The sequence below is a fragment of the Pseudomonas jessenii genome, assembly GCF_002236115.1.
GTDB lineage: Bacteria > Pseudomonadota > Gammaproteobacteria > Pseudomonadales > Pseudomonadaceae > Aquipseudomonas > Aquipseudomonas jessenii.
In genome coordinates, this window is sequence record NZ_NIWT01000002.1 from 344708 (window position 1) to 364975 (window position 20268).

24 protein-coding genes are annotated in these 20268 nt (G+C 59.4%); 14 read left to right on the top strand and 10 right to left on the bottom strand.

Features of this window, described 5'->3' with window-relative positions; translation table 11 throughout:
• Window positions 1-69: 69 nt before the first annotated feature.
• Both PSJE_RS06220 and PSJE_RS06225 read right to left on the bottom strand, forming a co-directional pair.
• Entirely contained in the window at window positions 70-1419 is a 1350-nt protein-coding gene (locus PSJE_RS06220; RefSeq protein WP_090453980.1) for an NCS2 family permease, read from the bottom strand.
• 289 nt (window positions 1420-1708) lie between these two features.
• Complete coding sequence (locus PSJE_RS06225) at window positions 1709-2152, bottom strand: MarR family winged helix-turn-helix transcriptional regulator (RefSeq protein ID WP_057715755.1); 444 nt, start codon at window positions 2150-2152, stop codon at window positions 1709-1711.
• An 82-nt stretch (window positions 2153-2234) separates the two neighbouring features.
• Between PSJE_RS06225 and PSJE_RS06230 the strand changes: the two genes are divergently transcribed.
• A complete protein-coding gene (locus PSJE_RS06230; protein ID WP_090453982.1) occupies window positions 2235-3401 on the top strand; it encodes an aminotransferase-like domain-containing protein in 1167 nt (388 codons plus the stop codon).
• A 152-nt stretch (window positions 3402-3553) separates the two neighbouring features.
• Here PSJE_RS06230 and PSJE_RS06235 read toward each other — a convergent pair whose 3' ends face one another.
• The 5 genes from PSJE_RS06235 to PSJE_RS06255 all read right to left on the bottom strand — a co-directional run bounded on the left by PSJE_RS06235 (window position 3554) and on the right by PSJE_RS06255 (window position 6331).
• Window positions 3554-3925 carry a glutathione S-transferase N-terminal domain-containing protein gene (locus tag PSJE_RS06235; RefSeq protein WP_090457786.1) on the bottom strand — a complete coding sequence of 124 codons (372 nt, stop codon included), beginning with the start codon at window positions 3923-3925 and terminating at the stop codon, window positions 3554-3556.
• A gap of 104 nt (window positions 3926-4029) precedes the next feature.
• Window positions 4030-4575, bottom strand: a complete 546-nt coding sequence (gene folE / locus PSJE_RS06240) for a GTP cyclohydrolase I FolE (protein ID WP_007988130.1) — start codon at window positions 4573-4575, stop codon at window positions 4030-4032.
• Between the two features lie 77 nt (window positions 4576-4652).
• Window positions 4653-5210 (bottom strand): Smr/MutS family protein, encoded by a 558-nt coding sequence (locus PSJE_RS06245; protein WP_057715753.1) that lies wholly within the window; start codon window positions 5208-5210, stop codon window positions 4653-4655.
• 78 nt (window positions 5211-5288) lie between these two features.
• Window positions 5289-5609, bottom strand: a complete 321-nt coding sequence (locus PSJE_RS06250; protein WP_008048404.1) for a hypothetical protein — start codon at window positions 5607-5609, stop codon at window positions 5289-5291.
• A gap of 131 nt (window positions 5610-5740) precedes the next feature.
• Window positions 5741-6331: a cysteine hydrolase family protein gene (locus PSJE_RS06255; RefSeq protein ID WP_056721821.1), complete on the bottom strand. Its 591-nt coding sequence runs from the start codon at window positions 6329-6331 to the stop codon at window positions 5741-5743.
• Between the two features lie 238 nt (window positions 6332-6569).
• On the opposite strand from PSJE_RS06255, the gene prmB reads away from it, so the two are divergent.
• Window positions 6570-7478, top strand: coding sequence for a 50S ribosomal protein L3 N(5)-glutamine methyltransferase (gene prmB, locus PSJE_RS06260; RefSeq protein ID WP_057715752.1), 909 nt, complete (start codon window positions 6570-6572; stop codon window positions 7476-7478).
• 128 nt (window positions 7479-7606) lie between these two features.
• On the opposite strand, the gene PSJE_RS06265 is transcribed toward prmB, so the two are convergent.
• Both PSJE_RS06265 and PSJE_RS06270 read right to left on the bottom strand, forming a co-directional pair.
• Window positions 7607-8398 (bottom strand): hypothetical protein, encoded by a 792-nt coding sequence (locus PSJE_RS06265; protein WP_090453984.1) that lies wholly within the window; start codon window positions 8396-8398, stop codon window positions 7607-7609.
• Window positions 8399-8486: 88 nt separating this feature from the next.
• Window positions 8487-9485: an alpha/beta hydrolase gene (locus PSJE_RS06270; protein WP_090453986.1), complete on the bottom strand. Its 999-nt coding sequence runs from the start codon at window positions 9483-9485 to the stop codon at window positions 8487-8489.
• Between the two features lie 83 nt (window positions 9486-9568).
• On the opposite strand from PSJE_RS06270, the gene aroC reads away from it, so the two are divergent.
• From aroC to mtnC, 5 genes are read left to right on the top strand one after another with little or no spacing between them, the layout of a single operon-like run.
• Window positions 9569-10660, top strand: coding sequence for a chorismate synthase (gene aroC / locus PSJE_RS06275; RefSeq protein WP_057715749.1), 1092 nt, complete (start codon window positions 9569-9571; stop codon window positions 10658-10660).
• A 29-nt stretch (window positions 10661-10689) separates the two neighbouring features.
• Window positions 10690-11841, top strand: a complete 1152-nt coding sequence (locus PSJE_RS06280; protein WP_090453989.1) for an MFS transporter — start codon at window positions 10690-10692, stop codon at window positions 11839-11841.
• Window positions 11838-12458 carry a methylthioribulose 1-phosphate dehydratase gene (locus PSJE_RS06285; RefSeq protein WP_057715747.1) on the top strand — a complete coding sequence of 207 codons (621 nt, stop codon included), beginning with the start codon at window positions 11838-11840 and terminating at the stop codon, window positions 12456-12458. The genes PSJE_RS06280 and PSJE_RS06285 overlap by 4 nt, the downstream gene beginning before the upstream one ends.
• A gap of 20 nt (window positions 12459-12478) precedes the next feature.
• Window positions 12479-13024: a 1,2-dihydroxy-3-keto-5-methylthiopentene dioxygenase gene (locus PSJE_RS06290; protein WP_057715746.1), complete on the top strand. Its 546-nt coding sequence runs from the start codon at window positions 12479-12481 to the stop codon at window positions 13022-13024.
• A 4-nt stretch (window positions 13025-13028) separates the two neighbouring features.
• Window positions 13029-13712: an acireductone synthase gene (gene mtnC, locus PSJE_RS06295; protein WP_090453991.1), complete on the top strand. Its 684-nt coding sequence runs from the start codon at window positions 13029-13031 to the stop codon at window positions 13710-13712.
• A 122-nt stretch (window positions 13713-13834) separates the two neighbouring features.
• Here mtnC and PSJE_RS06300 read toward each other — a convergent pair whose 3' ends face one another.
• The gene (locus PSJE_RS06300; protein WP_057715744.1) at window positions 13835-14113 is read right to left on the bottom strand and encodes a DUF3509 domain-containing protein; all 279 of its coding nucleotides are present in this window, start codon (window positions 14111-14113) and stop codon (window positions 13835-13837) included.
• A 357-nt stretch (window positions 14114-14470) separates the two neighbouring features.
• Between PSJE_RS06300 and PSJE_RS06305 the strand changes: the two genes are divergently transcribed.
• The 7 genes from PSJE_RS06305 (at window position 14471) to PSJE_RS06335 (ending at window position 20054) form a co-directional block, all read left to right on the top strand.
• Entirely contained in the window at window positions 14471-16309 is a 1839-nt protein-coding gene (locus PSJE_RS06305; RefSeq protein WP_090453992.1) for a long-chain-acyl-CoA synthetase, read from the top strand.
• A 97-nt stretch (window positions 16310-16406) separates the two neighbouring features.
• On the top strand, window positions 16407-16925 hold the full coding sequence (locus PSJE_RS06310) for an ankyrin repeat domain-containing protein (protein ID WP_090453994.1): 519 nt from the start codon (window positions 16407-16409) through the stop codon (window positions 16923-16925).
• A 235-nt stretch (window positions 16926-17160) separates the two neighbouring features.
• Window positions 17161-17691: a hypothetical protein gene (locus PSJE_RS06315; RefSeq protein ID WP_090453995.1), complete on the top strand. Its 531-nt coding sequence runs from the start codon at window positions 17161-17163 to the stop codon at window positions 17689-17691.
• A gap of 80 nt (window positions 17692-17771) precedes the next feature.
• Window positions 17772-17963 (top strand): PLDc N-terminal domain-containing protein, encoded by a 192-nt coding sequence (locus PSJE_RS06320; protein WP_090453997.1) that lies wholly within the window; start codon window positions 17772-17774, stop codon window positions 17961-17963.
• A gap of 251 nt (window positions 17964-18214) precedes the next feature.
• Window positions 18215-19090: a polyamine aminopropyltransferase gene (speE, locus tag PSJE_RS06325; protein ID WP_090453999.1), complete on the top strand. Its 876-nt coding sequence runs from the start codon at window positions 18215-18217 to the stop codon at window positions 19088-19090.
• A 176-nt stretch (window positions 19091-19266) separates the two neighbouring features.
• Window positions 19267-19500, top strand: a complete 234-nt coding sequence (locus PSJE_RS06330; RefSeq protein ID WP_057715738.1) for a hypothetical protein — start codon at window positions 19267-19269, stop codon at window positions 19498-19500.
• Between the two features lie 209 nt (window positions 19501-19709).
• Window positions 19710-20054: a ribonuclease E inhibitor RraB gene (locus PSJE_RS06335; RefSeq protein ID WP_007971898.1), complete on the top strand. Its 345-nt coding sequence runs from the start codon at window positions 19710-19712 to the stop codon at window positions 20052-20054.
• The last annotated feature ends 214 nt before the right edge of the window (window positions 20055-20268 follow it).

Genomic DNA, 20268 nt, shown 5'->3' on the forward strand with positions numbered 1-20268 from the left:
TTTCCTCCATTTGCACAAAAGCCCCACCCGACGGGGTGAGGCTGTTTTCAAGCGTGTACCGCGTGTGGCTTACAAGAAGATGAACTTGGCGATGAAGATCGCGCAGAGCACCCACAGGCTCACCGAAATTTCCTTGTACTTGCCGGTACCGGCCTTCATCGCCACGTAGGTGATGAAGCCCAGTGCGATGCCGTCGGCGACCGAGAAAGTCAGCGGCATCATGATGGCGGTGACAATCGCCGGAATGCTGTCGGTGGCTTCGTCCCATTCGATGTGGGCCATGCCGCCCATCATCAGCATCGCTACATAAATCAGCGCGCCCGCGGTTGCATAGGCAGGAATCATCCCGGCCAGCGGTGCGAAGAACATGGCTGCAATAAATAGCACACCTACGGTCACTGCGGTAAGACCAGTCCGACCACCCGCTGCAACACCGGCAGCACTTTCCACATAGCTGGTGACCGGAGGAACGCCGACTACCGCACCGAATACGCTGGAAGCACTGTCGGCTTTCATGGCGCGGGAGAGGTTTTCGATCCTGCCATCAGCGCCCACCAGGTTGGCACGCTGGGCAACGCCCATCAGGGTGCCTGCGGTGTCGAACATGTGCACGAAGAGGAAGGCCAGGACCACGCTGACCATGCTGATGTTGAATACACCCACAACGTTCATGGCCATCCAGGTCGGAGCCAGGCTCGGTGGGGCGGACATGATGCCCTCGTAGTGCACCAGCCCAAGGCCCCAACCGGCGAGGGTCACGGTGATGATGCTGATGAGGATCGCGCCGAACACCTTGTGATAGCTGAGGATGGCGATCATCAGGAAGCACACGGCGGCAAGCAGCGGACCGGGTTCGCGCAGGGAGCCGAGCTTGATCAGGGTCGCCGGGCTATCGACGACGATACCTGCGGTTTTCAGGCCGATCAGCCCCAGGAACAGACCCACGCCGGCGCCCATGGCGAAGCGCAGGCTGACCGGGATGCTGTTGAGCAGCCATTCGCGGATCCGCGAGAAGGTCAGGATCATGAACAACACACCGGACACAAACACCGCGCCGAGGGCGGTTTCCCAGTTGTAGCCCATGGTGCCAACCACGGTGTAGGTGAAGAAGGCGTTCAGCCCCATGCCTGGTGCCAGGCCGACCGGCCAGTTGGCGTACAGGCCCATCAACAGGCAACCGAGTGCCGCGGCGATACAGGTGGCGACGAACGCCGCACCGTGATCGATCCCGGCGTCGGCCATGATGTTGGGGTTGACGAAAATGATGTAAGCCATGGTGATGAAGGTTGTCAGACCGGCAATCAGCTCGGTCTTCACCGTGGTGCCGTGCAAGCTGAGTTTGAACAGACGTTCCAGCAAGCCATTGCGTAATGGCGGCGAGATTTCCAGCGTCGATGCTTCGGATTTGCGGCTTTCCACAGCGAGTACTCCTCAAGAGTTTTATTGTTATTTCCAGGGCCGGATCCGAGAGGGGTGGCAGCGGCCCTTTGAGGTACTTGCGAATTTGTTGACCTCTTGGTCAGGAACTCGCACGAAGTGGATTATGCTTTTGTATACAAAGAATGCAAATAATGTTTTTGATTTTGTAGACGAAAAGTTTGGCAATAGGGATATATCGCCTGTTCCGATGCCATCGCGGGCAAGCTCGCTCCCACAGTTGATCGCATACCCCTGTAGGAGCGAGCCTGCTCGCGAAGGACTTTCGGGCTCAGGTTTTTTGTTGATTCTCCCCAAGCGCCAGATTCACCGCCAGCCAGCCATTCACCGCCGTCTCCCCAGCCTCGGCAAACACCCGCTCCAGCAATTTCACCTGCTCACGGCGCAACGACTGTTCGAAACGAGCGCCGTCATCGGTCAGTTCCAGCAACCGCTTACGCTTGTCCGACTCGGACGCGACGCTGTCCACCAGATGCATCTCGACCAACTGACGCAACGGCATGTTCAACGCCTGCTTGCTCACCCCGAGCAAGGCCAGCAACTCCTTGACGCTGAGGTTCGGATAGCGGGCGATGAAAAACACGATGCGCTGATGCACCCGACTCAGGCCGCGACGTTCGAGCATTTCATCGGCCTTGGCGGTGAAGGCCTGGTAGCCGAAGAAAAACGCTTCCATGGCTTGCTGCTGGGAAAGCGGGTTTTTAAGGTCAAGCATATTGACGTATCCGTTCGGGGAAGCGTAATTTCGGTCAACAAGTTTGACTCATTTTTCACATGCCTCGCTACCGGTGATCCCCATGGCTTTTTCCGAACGTGTCTCACGCCTTAAAAGTTCTTTGATCCGTGAAATCCTCGCTGCGGCCCAACGTCCGCAGGTGATGTCGTTTGCCGGCGGCTTGCCGGCCGAAACCATGTTGCCGAAGGTCGAGTGGACCGAGATGCCGGTTTCCATGGGCCAATACGGCATGAGCGAGGGCGAACCGGCGTTGCGCGAAGCGCTGGCCGCCGAGGCGCGAGCGTTGGGAGTGCCATGTGAGGCAAGCCAGGTACTGGTGGTCAGCGGCTCACAGCAGACCCTCGACCTGGCCGCCAAGCTGTATATCGACAAGGGCACCGAAATCCTGCTCGAAGCGCCGACTTATCTGGCGGCATTGCAGATTTTCCAGCTGTTCGGCGCCGAATGCCTGACCGTGCCGCTGGAGGCTGACGGACCGAACTTGACGGCGCTACGTGCTCGCCTGGAACAACACCGCCCGGCTTTCATCTACCTGATCCCGACCTTCCAGAATCCATCGGCAGTGCGTTACAGCGAAGCCAAACGCAACGCGGTGGCGGCATTGCTCGATGAGTTTGGCGTGACGCTGATTGAGGACGAGCCTTATCGCGAGCTGACCTTCGACGGTGGCAGCGCCACGCCGATTGTCAGTCGCTTGAAGAAGGCCAGCTGGATCTATACCGGGACCGTGTCGAAAACCCTGTTGCCGGGTTTGCGTGTCGGCTACTTGATCGCCAGCCCGGACCTGTATCCACATCTGTTGAAACTCAAGCAATCGGCGGATTTGCACACCAATCGGGTCGGCCAGTGGCAGGCGCTGCAATGGATCGGCACCGAGAAATATCAGCAACACCGTAGTGAGTTGCGCGATTTTTATCGGGGGCGTCGGGATGCGTTTCAGGCTGCGCTGGAAACGCACTTCTCCGATCTGGCGGACTGGAACGTGCCGCAGGGCGGGCTGTTCTTCTGGTTGAAACTCAAGCAGCCGCAAGACACCCGCACCTTGCTGAATGCCGCGCTGGCCAACGACGTGGCGTTCATGCCGGGGGAGCCGTTCTTCCCCGAGCCGGACAACCATCCGGGGTATCTGCGATTGAACTTCAGCCACATTGATCCGGCGCGGCTGGATGAGGGGCTCAAGCGGTTGGCGGCGGTGGTGCGTGCTGCCCAGGCCGCAAAAGCAGCCTAGAAACAAATAAACCGGCCAATGGGCCGGTTTATTTTTGTCTGAAATTTATGGTGCCTGTGCCGACCTCATCGCGAGCAAGCTCGCTCCCACAGACAAGTCCACTGTGGGAGCGAGCTTGCTCGCGATGGGGGCATCAGCCCCGCCCAAATTTTTCAGGCTGCCGCAAAACGCTTGTCCAGATAATCAATGATCATCTTGGACTCATACATCCAGGTGGTCTGGCCATTCTCTTCAATGCGCAGGCACGGCACCTTGATCTTGCCGCCTTGCTCCAGCAAGGTCTGGCGATCCTGTTCGTTGTTCTTCGCGTCGCGAAGGGCCACCGGCACATTCAGGCGGCGCAGGGTACGGCGAGTCTTCACGCAGAACGGGCAGGCGTGGAATTGATACAGCGTCAGGCCCTTGGCAGCCGAATTGACCTGTGCCTGAACTTCCGCCGGGCGCTGCTTCTTGCCTGGGCGGGTGATGAAGTCGATGAAGATGATCAGTTGGCCAAGGCCGACACGAAGCGCTTTTACGAACACGTTGAAAGCCTCACGGTGCAAACGAATAAGGGCGCGCAGCTTACCTGATTTTTTGCGGGCGAAAAAAAACCGGCGATGAACGCCGGTTTTCTTCGTGCCGCAAATTACTTGATGAGGCTGAGGAATTCGCTGCGGGTGGCGGCGTTCTCGCGGAACTCACCGAGCATCACCGAGGTGATCATCGTCGAATTCTGCTTTTCCACACCGCGCATCATCATGCACATGTGCTTGGCCTCGATCACCACCGCAACGCCCAGGGCGCCGGTAACCTGCTGGACCGCATCAGCGATCTGGCGGCTGAGGTTTTCCTGGATCTGCAGGCGGCGGGCGTACATGTCGACGATCCGCGCGACTTTCGACAGGCCCAGGACCTTGCCGCTCGGGATGTAGGCGACGTGAGCCTTGCCGATGAACGGCAGCAAGTGGTGTTCGCACAACGAGTACAACTCGATGTCCTTGACCAGCACCATTTCGCTGTTGTCGGAGCTGAACAGGGCACCGTTGGTGACCTCTTCCAGTGTCTGTTCATAGCCGCGGCAGAGGTACTGCATGGCTTTGGCGGCACGTTTTGGCGTGTCGAGCAGGCCTTCGCGGGAAACGTCCTCGCCGAGCTGGCCGAGGATCGCCGTGTAATTCTGTTCCAGGGACATGAAACTACCTGTGGGATTTTACGCAAAGGGCAAGGGTACGGTGACGGACACGACGCTGCAAGCGTGACGCGTCAGCTTTACTCGTCACGACCTTCCATCATGGTGCGTTTGAGCATCACATAAACCGCGCCAGCACCACCATGTTTCGCCTGGCACGAGGTGAAGCCGAGTACCTGTGGATGCTGGCGCAGCCAGGTGTTGACGTGGCTTTTGATCATCGGCCGCTTGCCGTCCAGGCGAACAGCCTTGCCATGGGTGACGCGCACGCAGCGGATTTCGAATTTGGTGGCTTCAGCCAAAAATGCCCAGAGGGTTTCCCTGGCCTTTTCCACGCTCATGCCGTGCAGGTCGAGGCTGCCTTCGAAAGGAATCTGCCCGACCTTGAGCTTGCGCATCTGGCTTTCCTGCACGCCATCGCGGGCCCACATCAGCTCGTCTTCAGGGCCGACGTCGATGACGAACTGATCGGACAGCCCGTCGACGGTGGTGGATTCGGTGCGCACGGTGGCCGCTTGACGCAGCTTGGCAATCTGCGCGCGGTCAGCCTTGGGTTTGCCGGTTTCGGCGCGATCGTGCTTGATCGGCTTGACGCCTTGGATCGCGCTTTTGAACAGGGAAAAATCGTCGTCTTGCATGTCAGCCTCCGCGAAGGGCGGCCAGTTTACCCAACTCGAAGCGAATCGGGCGCGACAAAAACGCGCGCGATGCCAGGCTCAGTCGTGTTTTTTCATCAGGTGCGGGGACATGGCCAGCTCCCGCGACTGCCGCGAGCGACGACGGCAACGGCGCCATAGCCAGACACCGAGGTACAGCACGAACAGGCCGATGGCCAGGATCACGGCAGCACCGGTGCGGCTTGTGTTCAATTCACCCAGGGCGGGTGCGTGGCCGAGCAGGCTGGCGGCACCGGCCATGGCCAGCAACACGCCGCACATCGCCAGCAACGCCGCGAACGTCGCGCCGATTCGAAAACGCCAGTTGCTTTGGCCTTTGGGCCGCAAGCGGCGAGCGTCAAAACCATCGGATAACTTCATTCCGACCTTCCTCAATGGGTATCGGCCCTTCGACCGGGAGTTGACCGGGATGTTCCTGAGGCTAAGACAATTACGGCAAATGGGAGGCTTTTGCGGATGAGCGGCGTTCCAGGCCGCTCATTGAGCGTCGATCAGATCAGTTCACGGGTCAGCGCGAGGGTGGCGAAGTTGTCGCCCATGATCGCCATTTCCGTCTGATGGACGTGTGCGGCACTGAGCACGCCGCCCTTGTAAGGCAGGTCGCGGGTGGCGCAGGCGTCTTCCACCAGGGTGCAGCGGAAGCCCAGGTTCTTGGCGGCACGTACCGTGGTGCTGACGCTGGAGTGGCTCATGAAACCGCAGACGATCAGGTCAAGGGCGCCGAGGTCTTCCAGGCGTTGTGCCAGTTCGGTGCCGTGAAAAGCGCTTGGCAACAATTTGCCGATGACGGTTTCATCGCTCTGCGGCTCCAGGCCCGGAATGAACTCTCCACCTACGCCCTGTGGGTTGAACAGCCCGCCGAGGGTACCGAGGTGGCGGACATGCACGATCGGCCGGCCGGCGGCGCGGGCAGCGGCGAGCAGTTGCTTGATGTTCGCGACAGCTTCATCCATGCCGCTCAGGGCCAGTGGGCCACTGAGGTATTCTTTCTGGGCATCGATGATGACCAGGGTGGCATGGCTCAGATTGGCCGCTGCATAACCGCGGCCGCTGAGTTGAAACATCGTTTTTGGAACAGACATTCTGGGGCTCCTTGGAGTGGGGCTTTTGCGCCATTGTCCTCTGGCTGAGCGGTTCTGTGAATCGCTACGATCGTAGGTGCCGTCGTTGCTGGCCTGTAGCCTTGTCAATAGTCACGTTTTGTTCAATAGCCTAGCGAAAAAATGGATAACTCCTACATTTGAATCGGTAGTTTCCCGCGTCGTCGTGAAGTCGTTTGACTGGTAGAATCCCCCGTCGATTTTTCTGGAGTTTGCCGTCGTGATCACTTCCCGCCTTCGTACCCTGCGTGACCATATCCGTTGGGCCGTCAGCCGCTTCCATGGGGAGGATCTTTTTTTCGGCCATGGCACTGACAACGCCTGGGACGAAGCCCGGCAATTGGTGTTGGGCGCGTTGCACCTGCCGTGGGAAATATCCGACAGCTACCTCGACTGCAACCTGGAAGAAGACGAAGTGGTTCACCTGCAGCTTTTGCTCAAGCGCCGCATCGAAGATCGGGTGCCTACCGCGTATCTGCTGGGCGAGGCCTGGTTCTGTGGCATGTCGTTCATCGTCGATGAGCGTGTGCTGATCCCGCGCTCCCCCATCGGCGAGTTGATCGAAAACCGTTTTACTCCGTGGCTGGCTACCGAGCCGGCGCGGATTCTCGACCTGTGCACCGGTTCCGGTTGCATCGGCATCGCCTGCGCCTACGAGTTCCAGCATGCCGAGGTGGTGTTGGCGGACCTGTCGTTCGAAGCGCTGGAAGTGGCCAATCAGAACATCGAGCGCCATGGTGTCGATGAGCGTGTGTACACGGTGCAGGGCGACGGTTTCGAGGGCTTGCCGGGTCAACGTTTCGACCTGATCGTGTCGAACCCGCCCTACGTCGATGCGGAAGATTTCGCCGACATGCCGGACGAATACCAGCACGAACCGGAACTGGGCCTGGCCTGCGGTGATGATGGTTTGAACCTGGTGCGGCGCATGCTTGCCGAGGCGGCGGATCATCTGACCGAGAAGGGCTTGCTGATTGTCGAAGTGGGCAACAGCCAGGTGCACGTCGAGGCGTTGTACCCGGAAGTCGACTTCGCCTGGCTGGAGTTCGAGCGTGGCGGCCATGGTGTGTTCATGCTCAGCGCGCAGCAGTGTCGTGAGCATCAGGCGTTGTTCGCTTCTCGCGTCTGACCTTGTAGGAGCGAGCTCGCTCGCGATGGACGTAAGGGCGACGTGTTTATTCAGAATACACGCGTCATCGTTAACGTCCATCGCGAGCAAGCTCGCTCCTACAATGAATGCGCCGCGGTCTCAAGCCTTCAACGATGCGTGGCAATCCAGATCAACAACCCCGCCTGAAACACCGCAAACGCCACCAGGCAGGTGATGGTGAATCGCAGCCCGGCGTCTTCGCGTTTGTACTTGCTGACTTTTTCTTCGTGTTTCTTGAGTTTGACTTCCTGCTCGGCCAGGTTCTGTTCGGCTTGCTGGAGCATCTGCGCCGCCTCGAGGATTTCCACGACCTGCAGTTTTTCGCTGTTCCAGTCGCCAGAGAGGTCGCCGACCTTGACCGGCTTGACACTGCCTTTCAAATGCTGGGCATCGGCATACACCACGTCGAAACCGTGCACGCGTAAAAAATGATCGCGGCGCAGGCGGGTGTCTTCGTTCAGTGCATCCTTGTTGTTCAGGTCAAAGCCGTCGACGGTGTAGGTCGGCCAGCGCTTTTTCGCCCAATTGATGCCCTGGGCCGCCAAGTAGCGACCAATGCCACGGTTCAGCGGTTCAATCTGCAGTCCGCTTTCCGGTCCGAAATGCACGCGTTTTTCAGCGTGATCGACCCACACGTCCAGATGATTCTGTTCCTTGCGTACGCGCTGGCCGGGCAGGGTGATGCTCATGCGCATCAGGCTGTGCGTCTTGTCATTGCGTTCGGCATAGCCTAACTCGACAAAGCGCAATGGGCGTCCGCCTGTGTTGCGGTCAGTCTGCAGCGGCGCCAGACGGAGCATCTTGTGGTGCTCGACGTGGACGTCCGCCCAGGGCAGCTCGACCGCTGGCGGTGCGTCTTTTTCAGCGCTGGTGTCGGGTGAAGTCTGGGTGTCAGTCATAACGGCGAGATCCTGTCCAAGCTCAGCTTGTCGCCAACCAATGTGTTGGCGACAAAGGCTTATCGGCCGTTTTTTTCAAGACTGGAGGTTAACTGGCGCGAAGTCCGTCAATAAAACCGAGGATTCGCGTGCCCAGTTCCGCCGCCAGGGGCAGCTGCGGGTCCTTATAGGAGGCCAGTTGGCGTTTGACGTCGTTAGGCACGATGCGCATGACGTGGTTCATGCCCTCGATCAGCGCCAGTTCGGCGTCCGGTTTGGCCGCCTTGAGCAGCCTTGCGTCATTGACGCCGACCTGGATGTCGTTGCTGCCCTGAATGATCAGTGCTGGCATCTTCAACTTCGCAAATGCCGCGGCCGGGTCCTGGCGGAACAGGGAAATCAGGTAAGGCTGCACGCTCGGACGGAAAATCACCTGCAAGGGTGGCGGCACATTGTCGTCGGTTTTCCCGGCCTTGAGGCTGTCGAGCAATTCATTGCTGCGCAGCATCAGCGGTTGAGGCAGGCGATTGCCCAGTTGCTCGCGAATGACCTGATCCACCGGTCTTGCGCTGCCGGAGACAGATATCACCGCGTCGGCATCGATATCCGGCGCAGCGAGGCTGGCGATCAGGGCGCCTTCGCTGTGACCCAGCACGATCAACTGGCCAAAACGCGGATCGGTCTTGAGTTTCCGGCCCCAGGCTTGGGCATCGGCCACATAAGCTTCCACCGTCAGATTGCGTTCATCCGGGGTCGCCGCCAGGCTCGCGGCCACGCCACGCTTGTCGTAACGCACGCTGGCGATGTTGTGTTTGGCCAGCACCCAGGCCAGGCGCTTGAGGCTGTCATTGCGCCCGCCGTCGGCGTTGTTTCCGTCACGATCCGTAGGGCCGGAGCCTGAAATGATCAGGACAACCGGCACTCGATTGTCGGATTTTGGCAGCAACAACGAGCCGAAAAGCTCGCCGGTGCCCGTATCCAATGTGATCGGTCGTTGCAGGACAGTCGCCTGGGCGAAGCCGGAAATCAGGGTAAGGCTCAAGGCTAGAACTCGCAGCATCATCGCGCCATTATCAAGAAGATGCCGGTTGGACTCACGGGCACCCATAAGGTTCGAGGATGAACTACTTGGGTAGCCTGCGTATACTGGCGCGCATTACGTATTCAGGTTCATTTCACGGAGCGTCCTGCATGTCCGGCAATACCTACGGCAAGCTGTTCACTGTCACCACCGCGGGCGAAAGCCATGGCCCGGCGTTGGTCGCCATTGTCGATGGCTGCCCGCCGGGGCTGGAGATTTCCCTGGAGGATCTGCAGCGTGACCTGGACCGCCGCAAGCCCGGCACCAGCCGCCACACCACCCAGCGCCAGGAAGCCGACGAAGTCGAAATCCTCTCCGGCGTGTTCGAAGGCCGCACCACCGGTTGCGCCATCGGCCTGTTGATCCGCAACACCGACCAGAAGTCCAAGGACTACTCGGCGATCAAGGACCTGTTCCGCCCGGCCCACGCCGATTACACCTACCACCACAAGTACGGCGAGCGCGATTATCGCGGCGGCGGTCGCAGCTCGGCCCGTGAAACCGCGATGCGCGTCGCGGCCGGTGCGATTGCAAAAAAATACCTGGCCAGCCAGGGCATCGTCATTCGCGGCTACATGAGCCAGTTGGGGCCGATTGAAATCCCGTTCAAGACCTGGGATTCGGTCGAGCAGAACGCCTTCTTCAGCCCGGACCCGGACAAAGTGCCTGAGCTGGAGGCCTATATGGACCAGTTGCGTCGCGACCAGGATTCGGTCGGTGCGAAAATCACCGTGGTCGCCGAAGGCGTGATGCCGGGCCTGGGCGAGCCGATCTTCGACCGCCTCGACGCGGAGCTGGCCCATGCGCTGATGAGCATCAACGCGGTCAAGGGCGTGGAAATCGGCGCCGGTTTTGCCAGCGTCGCCCAGCGTGGCACCGAGCATCGCGATGAAATGACCCCGGAAGGTTTCCTCAGCAACAACGCGGGCGGCATTCTCGGCGGTATTTCCTCCGGTCAGCCCATCGTTGCGCACCTGGCGCTGAAGCCGACGTCGAGCATCACAACGCCGGGCCGTTCCATCGACATCCATGGCAATCCGGTGGAAGTGATCACCAAGGGCCGTCACGACCCGTGCGTGGGCATCCGCGCCACGCCGATTGCCGAGGCGATGATGGCCATCGTGCTGATGGATCACCTGCTGCGCCATCGTGGGCAAAACGCCGACGTGCGTGTGAGCACGCCGGTGCTGGGTCAGCTGTAAATGGCTGACATCATGGTCGCAGCCGTCTGATGGCGACTGCGGCGCTCCCGTACTGGCGGCTTTCCAGTTTCTATCTGTTCTATTTCGCCTTGCTCGGTTCGACAGCGCCGTTTCTGGCGCTGTACTTCGATCACCTGGGGTTCAGCGCAGCGCGGATCGGCGAGCTGGTGGCGATCCCGATGCTGATGCGCTGTGTGGCGCCGAACATCTGGGGCTGGCTGGGCGACTACACCGGTCGGCGACTGGCCATCGTGCGCTTCGGCGCGGTGTGCACGCTGCTGACCTTTTCGCTGATCTTCGTCAGCAAGACCTACGCCTGGCTGGCGATGGTCATGGCCTTGCATGCGTTCTTCTGGCACGCGGTGTTGCCACAGTTCGAAGTCATCACCCTGGCGCATTTGCAGAGCCAGACCTCGCGCTACAGCCAGATTCGCCTGTGGGGCTCGATCGGTTTCATCATCACCGTGGTCGCGCTGGGCCGTTTGTTTGAATGGCTGAGCCTGGACATCTATCCGGCGGCGCTGGTGCTGATCATGGTGGGCATCGTGCTCAGCAGCCTGTGGGTGCCCAATGCCCAACCGGCCCCGGGCAACCGGGTGGCGGGGGAGGGATTCCTCAAGCAACTGCGCAACCCCGGCGTTTTGGCGTTTTACGGCTGCGTGGCGCTGATGCAAATGAGCCACGGACCGTATTACACGTTCTTGACCTTGCACCTTGAGCGCCTGGGTTACAGCCGGGGTGTGATCGGCATGCTCTGGGCGGTCGGCGTGGTCGCCGAAGTCCTGATGTTTCTGGCCATGAGCCGGATCTTCGCGCGCTTTTCACTGCGCCGGGTGCTGATGGCCAGCTTTCTGCTGGCGGCGTTGCGTTGGCTGTTGCTGGGTTCGCTGGCAGAGTTTCTTTGGGTACTGTTGTTTGCCCAGATCCTGCACGCGGCGACGTTCGGCAGCTTTCACGCCGCTGCCATTTCATTCGTGCAACGTAGCTTCGGTGCGCGCCAGCAAGGCCAGGGCCAGGCGCTGTACGCCGCATTGGCCGGCACCGGCGGTGCGTTGGGCGCGTTGTATTCCGGCTACAGCTGGAATGCCCTCGGCGCGGCATGGACATTTAGTATTGCCAGTCTCGCAGCCGTCGCGGCTGCCGTTATCATTGCCACACGTATGCAAGAGGACAGGCCATGAGCCTTACCCGTGAACAACTCGCCCAGGAAATCATCGACGCCGGGCGTTTTCTGTATGGCCGCGGCTGGTCGCCGGCTACCAGCAGTAATTACTCGACCCGCCTGTCGCCGAGCGAAGCCTTGCTGACCGTGTCCGGCAAGCACAAGGGGCAACTGGGCATGGACGACGTGTTGGCCACCGACCTGTCCGGCAATAGCCTGGAACCGGGCAAGAAACCGTCCGCCGAAACCCTGTTGCACACCCAGCTCTACAGCTGGCGCCCGGAGATCGGTGCCGTGTTGCACACTCATTCCGTGAACGCCACCGTGCTGTCGCGCCTGACGCCGCAAGACTTCATCGAGTTCGAAGACTACGAACTGCAAAAGGCCTTCAGCGGTGTGACGACCCACGAATCCCGAGTGCGGGTGCCGATTTTCGACAACGACCAGGACATTGCGCGACTGGCCGCCAAGGTGCAGCCTTGGCTCGACGCCCATCCCGATTGCGTCGGCTACCTGATCCGTGGCCATGGCCTGTACACCTGGGGCGCGCGCATGAGCGATGCCCTGCGGCAGATCGAGGCCTTTGAATTTTTGTTCGAGTGCGAGTTGAAGATGCGCTCGCTCTTTAAAGCATGAACCGTTAAGGAGTTGCCCTGATGAGCAGCCTGTCCGTCTATCACGTCTCCAGCCCTGAAATCCCCAACAAGGTGCTGACCCATTTCGAAGACATAGCCTCGACCCTGGCCGAGCAGGGCGTACGCTTCGATCGCTGGCAAGCCGCGGCGAAGATCCAGCCGGGCGCCACTCAGGACGAAGTGATTGCCGCCTACCAGGAGCAAATCGACAAGCTGATGACCGAGCGCGGTTACGTCACTGTCGACGTGATCAGCCTCAACAGCGATCACCCGCAAAAAGCCGAACTGCGTGCCAAGTTCCTCGACGAACATCGCCACGGCGAAGATGAAGTACGATTTTTCGTTGCCGGCCGTGGCCTGTTTACCCTGCACATCGACGATTACGTCTACGCGGTGCTGTGCGAGAAAAACGATCTGATCTCGGTACCGGCCGGAACCAAACACTGGTTCGACATGGGCGAACATCCACACTTCGTCGCGATCCGTCTGTTCAACAACCCGGAAGGTTGGGTGGCCAATTTCACCGGCGAAGACATCGCCAGCCAATTCCCGCGCCTGGAGGACTGAGTCGATGCCGATCAAAGCGATTCTCACCGACATCGAAGGCACCACCAGCGCGGTGAGTTTTGTGTTCGACGTGCTGTTCCCCTATGCCGCCAAACACTTGCCGGCGTTTGTCCGTCAGCATGCCGAACGCGCCGATGTGGCGGAGCAACTGGCTGCCGTGCGCCGCGACAGCAACGAACCGGACGCCGACGTCGAGCGGGTCATCGAGATCCTGTTGGGCTGGATCGCTGAAGACCGCAAGGCCACGCCGCTGAAAGCGTTGCAGGGCATGGTCTGGGAGCAGGGCTATCAGGCCGGGCAGTTGAAGGGGCACGTGTACCCGGACGCCGTTGAAGCGCTCAAGCGCTGGCATCGGGACGGCTTTCAACTGTTTGTTTATTCGTCCGGTTCGATCCAGGCCCAGCGGTTGATCTTCGGCTGCTCAGAGGCGGGGGATCTGACGCCACTGTTCAGCGGCTATTTCGATACCACTTCGGGCCCCAAGCGCGAGGCGCAGTCCTACGCCAACATCACCCTGGCGATCAACCTTGAGGCGGGGCAGATTCTGTTTCTGTCGGACATCGTCGAAGAACTCGACGCGGCGCGCACGGCGGGGATGGCCACTTGCGGGCTGGCCCGCGAGGGTGGGGAACTGGCGGGGCATGTCACCGTGGACAGCTTTGCGCGGATAAATCCCGCCAATTTCTAAACGCCGCAAAACCTGTGGGAGCGAGCTTGCTCGCGATAGCGATATGTCATCCAACATTGATGTTGACTGACACTCCGCTATCGCGAGCAGGCTCGCTCCCACAGTGTTTTTCCCACAACTGTTTACAGCGAGTGATAGGTCGGCAGGGCAAACCGTTGCTGGCTCTGCAGCATGGAAATCTGCGGCAGTTCACTGGCTTGTTCGGCGAGGTCGCGGCGAATCGCACTGATGACCCACGTCAGTTGGTCGCCATTGTGCAATTGCTGATAGGAAATCGAGCGCTTGAACACCTTGCCTTCGCCGCCGCTCAGGGTCAGCAGGATCCCACCGTCAGGCCGGGCATGGGTGGTGACTTCGAAGTTGGAGAACAGGGACGAAAATTTTTCCTGAATCAGGTTCATTTCTTTCAGCTCCGTTGGCTCTTGAATGACAAGCATACGGAGAGGGTTGCAGTGATTGTGCCAGTCTGGGCTGTTTGTAAATTATCTTATAAAACAACAAGTTAGTATCTGTGGTGATTTTTGCTTTCGTGCATTCTGCATGAACGGCCATCGTGCATCCTGCATTTTGCGAGGTCGCTCGGCGATTCGATGGAACCATTGCGTGTGCGGGGGTTCACGATTGGCCCTGTATCAATCGCAGATCAAGATCGCAGATACAAAACATTTCAAAAACCGCGTGTACAGCTCAAGAACCGTTGACGTATTTTCGGGTTCAGTCATCGCAGCCCGACAATAAAAAGATCGAACGGGAGCATCATGAGTCGCACGTCGAACGACACGATTACCTGGAGCATGATGCTCCGCAAGCTGCCTTCCATCGCCAAGGCCATCCCCCGGGTGGTGAGGGGCATGAAGGCAGCCAACGTCAAGGACCCGACCCAGGCGTGTGGTTTGGGCTGGAGTTTCGAGCAAGCCACGCTGCGCAACCCGGATGGCCCGGCGCTGTTGCAAGGCGACGTAACGCTCAGTTACTCCGAGGTCAACCAATGGGCCAATCGCATCGCTCATCACCTGATCGGCCAAGGCATCGGCAAGGGTGATGTGGTGGCTGTCTTCATCGAGAACCGCCCGGAACTGCTGGTGACGATTCTGGCGGTGGCCAAGGTCGGCGCGATCAGTGCACTGCTCAATACCTCGCAAACCCGCGACACCCTGGTGCACAGTGTGAACCTGGTGGCGCCGGTGGCGATCATTGTCGGTGAGGAGTTGGTCCCGGCGTACCTGGCGGTGCGTGAGCGGGTGTCGATCAAGGCTGCGCGAACCTGGTTCGTTGCCGATCAGGACACCTCTCGCCAACCCGGTATCGCACCTGAAGGTCTCATCAACCTGATGACCGTCAGCCTCGACGACGCCAGCGACAACCCGGCCAGCAGCCAGCAGATTTTCTTCGACGATCCCTGCTTTTATATCTACACCTCGGGCACCACGGGGCTGCCCAAGGCCGGCGTGTTCAAGCACGGTCGCTGGATGCGCAGCTCTGCGAGCTTCGGCATGATCGCCCTGGACATGCGCCCCGAGGATGTCGTCTATTGCACCTTGCCGCTGTACCACGCCACGGGCCTTTGCGTGTGCTGGGGTTCGGCCGTCAGTGGGGCCAGCGGGTTCGCCATCCGCCGCAAATTCAGCGCCAGTCAGTTCTGGAACGATGCGCGCAAGTACCGGGCGACCACCATCGGTTATGTCGGTGAACTGTGCCGCTACCTGGTCGATCAACCGCCCAGCTCCGAGGACAGCCGGCACGATGTGAAGAAAATGATCGGCAACGGCTTGCGCCCCGGCGCCTGGAGCGAGTTCAAGACCCGCTTTGCGGTGAATCACATCTGCGAGCTGTACGCTGCCAGCGACGGCAATATCGGTTTCACCAACATTCTCAATTTCGACAACACCATCGGCTTTTCCCTGATGTCCTGGGAGTTGGTCGCGTACGACCATGACAGCGGCGCGCCGATTCGACAGGCCAATGGCCTGATGCGCAAGGTCGCCAAGGGTGAGCAGGGGTTGTTGCTGGCAAAAATCGACGACAAGGCCCCCCTGGACGGTTACACCGATCCGCAGAAAACCGCCAAGGTCGTGCTTCAGGATGTGTTCGAAAAGGGAGACCGCTACTTCAACACCGGCGACCTGTTGCGCAACATCGGCTTTGGGCATGCACAGTTTGTCGACCGCCTGGGCGACACCTACCGCTGGAAGGGCGAAAACGTTTCGACCACGGAGGTCGAAAACATCCTCCTGCAACACCCGCTTATTTCCGAAGCCGTGGCCTATGGCGTGGAAATCCGCAACACCAATGGCCGGGCCGGGATGGCGGCGATCACTCCCGCCGAATCCTTGGCAACTCTGGACTTCAGTGAGCTGCTGGCCTTCGCCCGCGAGCAGATGCCGGCCTATGCAGTGCCGTTGTTCCTGCGGGTGAAAGTGAAAATGGAAACCACCGGGACGTTCAAATATCAGAAGACCCGACTCAAGGACGAGGCCTTCGACCCGGGTAAAACCGGCGATGACCCGATCTATGCCTGGTTGCCGGGGACACAGACTTATGTACAGGTCACGGAGCAGTTGTTGTCCGACATTCACGGCGGCAAGTACCGCTATTGAATCTGACTATGGCGGCCCATGAGAAAAAACAAGTGACAGTGCCGGGGGCGCTCGGGAAACTGTCGGCTTTTACGAATGACAGAAAAGGGAGTGCCCAATGTCAGACAAAAGCCGCCAGATGACCCCCGAAGAAGCCGCCGAATTTACCGAACAGGTATTCAACAAGGCACGGGAGGGCGATGCGGCGATGATGGCCGCGCTGCTGACCAAGGGTTTGCCGCCGAACCTGCGTAACCACAAGGGCGATACCTTGCTGATGCTGGCCGCGTATCACGGGCATGTGGACACGGTAAAAGTCCTGCTGGAGCACAAGGCCGACCCGGAGATCCGCAACGACAACGGCCAGAGCCCGATTGCCGGTGCCGCCTTCAAGGGTGACCTGGTGGTGATCAAGGCCTTGGTCGATGGCGGCGCCCAGGTTGAAGGCTCGTCCTTCGATGGCCGCACGGCGCTGATGATGGCGGCGATGTTCAACCGCGTCGAAGTGGTCGATTACCTGATCAGCAAGGGCGCCGACCCGAAAGCCAAGGACGCCAATGGCATCACCGCGCTGGAGGCTGCCAGGACCATGGGGGCTTCCGATACCGTTGCGCAGCTTGAGAAGCTGATTGGCTGATATCGAATGACTTGAGGCTGTTAATCCCAATTGTGGCGAGGGGGCTTGCCCCCGTTCGGCTGCGAAGCAGTCGTAGAATCAGCATATGCGGTCTTTCTGATGTACCCCAATTGAATGTTTTGGGGCCGCTTCGCGACCCAACGGGGGCAAGCCCCCTCGCCACAGGTCCGCATTTCCCTCATTAATGCGCTATCCTTCGCGCCCTCAAAATTCACCTCGCAACAGGATCCTCCCCATGAAAGCCGCACTCGTCGAACTCATCAGCAAAATCAGCTCCGGGTGCATGGGCGAAGACGAAATCCTCAAGGTCGCGGACGAAGCGGCCCAGGCCTACGCCGATCCCGAGGCTTTTCTGACGGCCAATCCGGACATCAACTACGACGAAACCTTCCCGATCCCGCTGGGTGAGTGGGTGGTGGTCGGCAGCCTGCCGGAAACGGTGCTTTTCCAGGCTGACACTTACATGGACCTGTTCGCGCAGATCGTCGCCTCGTTCGGCCCGGGTGTGGAGTTCAATCTCAAGCCCAAGCAACTGGCCAGGACCGAAGCTCTGACCGCGCTCAACCGCATCCAGGTGCAGATGAGCAGCATGAACAAGGAAAACGGTGGCTACACGCTGATGAACTTCAGCCAGTTGCTCGATGACGAGTTGCAGGTGGTCCTGGTCTACGGCAATGACGTGCCACGGGTGCTGGAATTGTGCACCGAAGTGGGCATTACAGCCGCGCCATCCCTGGAAGCCCTGAAAGTGGCGATCCACGTCTGATCCAGACACTGTCAATAAAAAGGGATCCTCGCGACGACCGTCTATCCTGAGGGGGCATATCACTTTTTGGGAGCGTCACCATGGGTTCTACGTTCAACAGCCTGGTTGCCTTGATCATTTTTGTCCTGGACATCTGGGCCATCATCAACGTCTTCAAAAGTAGTGTCGGGACCGGGATGAAAATCCTCTGGGTACTGCTGATCGCGCTGTTGCCGGTGCTGGGACTGATCATCTGGGCCATTGCCGGGCCGCGGGGCAACGTCAAACTCTGAGCGGCGACACTGAACCTGTGGGAGCGTGGCTTGCCCGCGATGCAGGCACCTCGGTCTGTCAGTTACACCTCGGTGATCCCATCGCGGGCAAGCCCGCTCCCACAGGATTGGGGCACGCCGAACAAGTGAGGTTCGACCTGTCATGTTGCGCGACGTAGAATGCGCGCCTTTCCCGGCCAATCGAGACGCTCGATTGGCCATCATGGGCGGGTAACCGTCCGTTGCCACCCGCATTCATCGGAGCACTTCCCATGAGCAACATCCCTGCCAGCGACTACCTGGAAACCCTCTACGAAGGCTACGGCCAGCGTTTTCGCATGGAAAAACTGCTGCACGAAGTGCGCACCGAGCACCAGCACCTGGTGATCTTCGAGAACCCGCGCATGGGCCGGGTGATGGCGCTGGACGGCGTGATCCAGACCACCGAAGCCGACGAATTCATCTACCACGAAATGCTCACCCACGTGCCGATCCTGGCGCACGGTGCTGCCAAGCGCGTGCTGATCATCGGCGGCGGTGACGGCGGCATGTTGCGTGAAGTGGCCAAGCACCGCAGCGTCGAGCACATCACCATGGTCGAGATCGACGGCACCGTGGTCGACATGTGCAAGGAATTCCTGCCGAATCACTCCAAGGGTGCATTCGATGATCCACGCCTGAACCTGGTGATCGACGACGGCATGCGTTTCGTCGCCACCACCACTGAAAAATTCGACGTGATCATTTCCGACTCCACCGACCCGATCGGACCGGGTGAAGTGCTGTTCTCGGAAAACTTCTACCAGGCTTGCCACCGCTGCCTGAACGAAGGCGGCATCCTGGTGACCCAGAACGGCACGCCGTTCATGCAGATCGAAGAAGTGAAGACCACCGCCGGTCGCCTGCGCAGCCTGTTCCCGGACTGGCACTTCTACCAGGCCGCCGTACCGACCTACATCGGTGGTTCGATGACCTTCGCCTGGGGCGCCAGCAATACCGCTTATCGCAAGTTGTCCCGCGAAACCCTGCAACAGCGCTTCGCGGGCAGCGGCATCATCACCCGCTACTACAATCCTGAAATCCACATCGGCGCCTTCGCCTTGCCGCAATACGTGTTGCAGGCAGTGAACAAGCCAAGTAACGACTGATTGGCTGAAACACAAAACCTGTGGGAGCGAGCCTGCTCGCTCCCACATGGTTTGTGCATGGGTGTCGGGAGAGATTTTCACATCCGTCGATATGTTTGCTCCGGCGGAACAATTAGCCAGCTAACAAGGTCGAGATAGAGGTAGGCCCATCCATGGGTTTTATCGAGGAGGCACCAATGCAAAAGTGGAAAGTCACCTTCGTAGATGATCACGGCGAACAAGTTGACGAAGTGTTCGAAAGCGCGGAATGCCCGAACAACGAGCAAGCCGCCAAACTCATCCGCGCGCGTCGCCTGCCAGTTGCTGCCGAACTCGACCTCAATGATCTGGAGGGGCGCACCGACAATCCGACGGTCAAAAGCCTGAAACTCCAGAACAGCATTCAAATCCTCGGCATTACTCCAATCTGAACAACACCTGTCGCATTCACATCCAGGCCTTGGCACGGGCTCTGTCTTGAGGCTACTCTGCAAGCGAGATCAGCGAATGAATCGCTAAGGTCTGGTCTTGTAGCTCCATGCTTGTTTCCCGCCGGCACATCGGTTGCCGTCGCTCGCGCTGTTCGGTTGCGGGTGAGGGAGTACGGAAAGTCTATCCATCGTTTTGAGGAGGACGTTTCATGAGCACAGCCTATCAAGAAGACATCAGCAGCAGCGTGCTGCGCCGCATGAAAGAAGGCGGTTTTGACTTTTCACGGTTTCATCCCATCGAGTTCTACGCCATTTTCCCGGATGAGGAGCGGGCACGCAGGGCGGCAGGTCATTTCCACCGTGGTGAATCCCTGGATGCGCAAGTCAGTGTGCGCGACGACGGCGCCTGGGCGCTGGAGCTGTGCAAGGTCATGTATGCCACCTACGACGATATCGGCGACTTCGAACAAGGTTTCGAAGCAGTGGTCGAGCCTCTGGGCGGCATCATCGAAGGCTGGGGTGTGAAACAGGAGGTACGAGGGCGACTCGCATAACCTTATGAACAGTGACAATCAGCAATCACGGCTGACCTTCGGGTTGGCCGTTTTCATTTGTGGGCGTTGGACAGCAAAAAAAAAGCCGCCAGGGCAGGCGGCTAAAAGGGAAGTTCGGTGAGCTTTTCAGCGAATGCCTGGATTATCCGTACCCATTGCCGGGCAGTGAAATCAACTCTGACTATGCTGGTGATAGGCGACCACCACGCCTTGC